Annotated in this window: 2 protein-coding genes; both read right to left on the reverse strand. The window is 43.4% G+C overall.

The features are described 5' to 3' along the window. Positions 1–787: 787 nt before the first annotated feature. The gene (locus BLP81_RS13430) at positions 788–3,127 is read right to left on the reverse strand and encodes a zinc-dependent metalloprotease (RefSeq protein WP_093370521.1); all 2,340 of its coding nucleotides are present in this window, start codon (positions 3,125–3,127) and stop codon (positions 788–790) included. 1,457 nt (positions 3,128–4,584) lie between these two features. Continuing rightward, the coding region (locus BLP81_RS13435) for a transposase (RefSeq protein ID WP_143002849.1) at positions 4,585–4,961 on the reverse strand (377 nt) is incomplete at its 5' end.

Genomic DNA, 4,961 nt, shown 5'->3' on the forward strand with positions numbered 1-4,961 from the left:
AAAATAACTTAAAACTTTAATTTCTCTAAGAGTAAAAAAACCAGTTAATTGAAAACGAAGAACGATCAACCAGTCTACCAGACAACCGTGTTGTCGTGTAATGGAGTAGTGGTATAGTGGAGTAGTCGTAAAATGGAACCGGCCTGGTTTTTATGGAGGTAAGTCAGTTGACAGTTCACAGTTCACCGTCTAGTCGTGTATTGGTGTAATGGAGTAGTAGTATAATGAGGAGAAGAATTAACGCCATTTCGATACACTTTGTCTATCGCCAAAACACCTGCCTTCCAAGGTACGCAGGCAGGCAAGCTCAATGACCGGCTTAAACTGGTGGCTGAGTGATCCCGACATTTTGGTTGGGATCGTATCGAAGCCACATTGAAAGAAGCAAAAGATTCTAAGGGTGACGCGATGCAATCACGCACCAAACTTGTAGTCGTATAGTGTTATAGTAGTATAATGGGGAGAAGAATTAACCTCATTTCGATACACCCTGTCTATCGACAAAACACCTGCGTTCCTTGGCAGGCAGGTCGAAGCCACAAAAGTCCCGAGTTGTTGACAGGTGCCAAATAAAAAAGCAAGGCGATTAAACCTTGCTTTTCGTTGGAACCGTCTCAAATCAGATAAAACTTTAACACTGATAAATGGATTAGTTACGCAAATATCAGTCTTAAATAAGACTCCGAGTTACGGTTTAACCGTACTTATGTTACGGGAAAACCGTACATTTTAGTTTTTTGTAGTAATCAGCATACAAAACAGGCTGCTGATCACCTGCTAATATTTTCTATTTTTCTTCTGTTTGCGCCTTTTCCAGCAGGCTCACTATATACGAATAATGCGCTTTCAATTCTGCATCCTCAGAACCAGCTCTTGTTTTAAAATCAGATAAAAGCTCATTCTGAAGCGAAAGGCTATGTCCCTTCAGCTCGAGAGGCAAATCCTCTTCATCTGCCAGTTCGATAAGCTGAACAACGAGGTGCTTCTGCAGTTCGCGTTCAACCTGGTCCGGAGCGGTTCTGGAATAGATGATATCTTCCGTTAGCATATTCAAAAGCTCCTGCGGAGAAAGTCCATTTCCGGCCAGGGTAGAATGGGTATCCCACATCAGCTTTAGACGTCTGGCACTGGTAAGCCTGTTGAGGACCCCTTTGTTGATGCGGATCAGGCTTTCCAGTTTTCCGGTTTCTGCAAACTTAGAAACCAGGTCTTTATCGACTAACCAGTATTGTGGCGTCCACACATTCTCGCTAAGGAAATCCAGGGCGTTTTCCTGATCGGCTTTGTCCACGACCTTATAAGGAATACCATCCTGACCTTTATGCAGTAAGGTTTCATGTACTCCCCCTACGACAGAAACCACGTGATAGATATAACGTCTGTATACCCCCAGCATTTCGCCGTAAAGCTCTTCCAAATCGTCATAATTTTCACCCGTAGGCGTCGTCCATTCAATAAGATTATCGGCTACGATTTTGAGGTTGCTCAAGCCATAGGTACTTGCTTTGACCGAGTTGTCACCAACGTCTTCGGTTTGAGCATCGGGATCGTTTCCTCTGCCGCCAAACATGTATAAAGGATTGGTGCTGCGCTCATCCACAAAGCTTTCTAGAATTTCTCTTTCCTGCTCTGGCGTGCTGTTGGGAAAATAACGGTAACCCCATTCAATGGCATAATCATCGTAAGGACCGAGTTGTCTTACAAAACGGATGTTTTCATCCCCCGGCTGAGCGACATAGTTGTACCGGGCATAATCCATGATCGTAGCGGCGATTCCCATTTTCTGGGTGAAGCGTCCGGATCTGAGCGATTCCACATCGTAGGCAGAACTGGCTTTCATGTTGTGAGGCAATCCCAGGGCATGACCGACTTCGTGAGAAATCACACGGCGCATCATCTCTCCAATTTCTTCTTCGGGCGTATTCAGGGATCTCGCCTTTGGATTGGCAGCGCCGGTTTCCAGCAGGTAGCGATTGCGGTAAGATCTCAGGTGGTTGTGATACCAGATGATATCCGACTCGATAATCTCCCCCGTTCGCGGGTCAGAGACACTGGGTCCAACAGCATTTCTGGTCGTTGAGGCCACATACCTGACGGTAGAAAACCGCACATCCTCCGGACTGAAATCCGGATCTTCCTTTTTTGTTGGAGCAACCCTGGCTTCAATGGCATTTTTGAAACCCGCTTTTTCGAAGGCTGAATTCCAGTCTTCAATCCCCTGGATAAAGTAGGTTCTCCATTTTTTTGGGGTAGCCGGGTCCAGGTAATACACGATAGGCTTCTTAGGCTCGGTAAGCTCACCTCTGGCATAGGCCTTTTCGTCTTTAGGCTCCAGTCTCCAGCGACGTATCAGTCTCACCTCATCTGCCTTTAAAGCGTCGGAGCTGTAGTCGTATTTTCGGATACCAAACCAGCCCACGCGGGAGTCTTCGTAGCGCACCTGCATTTTATCCTCCGGCAGGGCGATGATGGAATGGTTGATCTGAAAGGTAAAGGTACTGGTCGAATTTCCTCTTGGCGGATTGCCCGTCGGAAAGGTGAGCGTATGGGTGATTTCAGTGTTTTGAGGAAAGCTTTTCACCGCATTGATACGGCTGCGTTTATCGTCTGCTTTCCCGATTTTGTACTCTTTTTTTAATCTGTCCGGGACAATGTTGAAGGAGGGTGAATCGGCATTGAAAAATGAAGAGACTTCGATGACGAAGTCATCGCCTTCTTCCGATTTGATCGGAAACGAAGCTAAAATAGGGTTGAGGTTGTTTTGAGCCACACTCAGGCTGATGGGATCTTCCTCATCGGCTATATTGGTGGTTAAGACCTGAACCAGATCTATGGAGTTCCCCACTTTCACAAAGTGAATCATCTGCTCTGAAGTCTTCGATCCTGCATTGGTGTAAGCTGAATAGTTGGCTGGCAGCTGCTTAAGGCGAGTGACCATCAGCAAATCTTTTTCCAGAACCTCTTCCGGGAATTTGAAGTAGAGCTTTTCGTCTTCAAAATAAGTCGAGATCAGCCCCTCGCTTTTGGGCATGCTCTCCAAAATAGAATCTAAATCTTTAGTGTTTTTGTCCTGAGCCACCCCCAACTGAAGGCTGAGCGCAAAGACAAGCAGTAATACGTATTTCATGGGTTGAGTTTTTTTTAAGACTAAAGATAAGGCTTAAAGTTTAAAATGGACGCGGAGTCTGGAGGTGTTGACGGTTTACAGTTTTCGGTTGTCAGTTTACTGTTCACCGTGTAGTCGTGTAATGGAGTAGTGGTATAGTGGAAAGGGCCTGGTTTTTATGAAGGTAAGTCAGTTGACAGTTATCAGTTCACTGTTCACCGTCTAGTCGTGTATTGGTGTAATGGAGTAGTAGTATAATGGGGAAAAGAATTAACGTCATTTCGATACATTTTTCTATTGCCAGGCCACCTGCCTTCCAAGGTACGCAGGCAGGTCTGCCTTCTAAAGTACGCAGGCAAGCTCAATGACCGGCTTAAACTGGTGGCTGAGTGATCCCGACATTTTGGTTGGGATCGTATCGAAGCCACATTGAAAGAAGCAAAAGATTCTAAGGGTGACGCGATGCAATCGCGCAACAAACTTGTAGTCGTATAGTAGTATAATAAGGAAAAGAAAAGCAATCGATAGTTAAAAAAAACGGCCTACTTTTTATGGAGGTAAGTCAGTTTTCGGTTGTCAGTTTACTGTTCACCGTTTTCCGTGTAGTTGTGTCATGGAGTAGTGGTATAGTGGAGTAGTCTTATTAATGGAACCGGCCTGGTTTTTATGGAGGTAAGTCAGTTTTCAGTTGACAGTTCACTGTTTTCCGTGTAGTCGAGTATTTGTGTAATCGTATAGTGGAGTAGTCGTATAATGGAACCGGCCTGGTTTTATGGAGGTGAAACAGTTGACAGTTGACAGTTCACTGTTTACCGTGTAGTTGTGTAATGGAGTAGTGGTATAGTGGAAACGGTCTGGTTTTTATGAAGGTAAGTCAGTTGACAGTTGACAGTTCACTGTTTACCGTGTAGCCGTGTAATGGAATAATAGCATAAAAGAGGAGTAGAAAAAGCAATCGATAGTTAAAAAAAATGGCCTACTTTTTATGGAGGTAAGTCAGTTTTCAGTTGACAGTTCACTGTTCACTGTTCACCGTGTAGTCGAGTATTTGTGTAATCGTATAGTGGAGTAGTAGTATAGTGGAAACGGCCTGGTTTTTATGGAGGTAAGTCAGTTGACAGTTGACAGTTCACTGTTTACCGTGTAGCCGTGTAATGGAATAATAGCATAAAAGAGTAGTAGAAAAAGCAATTGATAATTAAAAAATGGCCTACTTTTTATGGATGTAGTAAACCGAAGTATGAGGTTCATGAACACTTAATCAATAGAAACGGGGGTGAACTAAAACAAGAAAGTGGTGAAGCAAGGAAGAGGAGCAGTGCCCTAGTGCAACGGTTGGCGCTGCGAGGAGGAAACACTTTCGTAGTTTTTCAAAGACATAAAAATAAGCCTAGCGTTTTTTGATTCTCCCGATAGATTCTGTGTTAACTAACAAGAGTTTTTCTCTTTTATTTTATTATTTTTGTTATTCAAGGCGGCTATAAGCTAGTCTGTAAAGGGATACTTTCTGCATTTGCATCTAGTGTCCTTTTTTTTTGGTGATCATTGTCAAACTCAGTTTTATTCTTATCTACTATAAATATAAGTTCTAGCATTTTTCTTTGAACAGCTATCAGTGCTTTCATTTTAATCCCGCTTTTGGCAACTATTCTCGCATATAGTTCTCTATGAGATTTATTATACTTAACGGATGACAGAGAAGGTAGATGCAATGATTTTCTAAGATGCCTATTTCCTTTTTTTGATATTCGCGGTTTACCCTTTACAGATGTACCTGATTGTTTTTCCCTAACATCCAGCCCCGCATAACCAGTCAACTGTTTTTTATTCCTTATTAGCTCGAACCCATTAGTCT

The organism is Psychroflexus sediminis, from assembly GCF_900099815.1.
Taxonomy (GTDB): domain Bacteria; phylum Bacteroidota; class Bacteroidia; order Flavobacteriales; family Flavobacteriaceae; genus Psychroflexus; species Psychroflexus sediminis.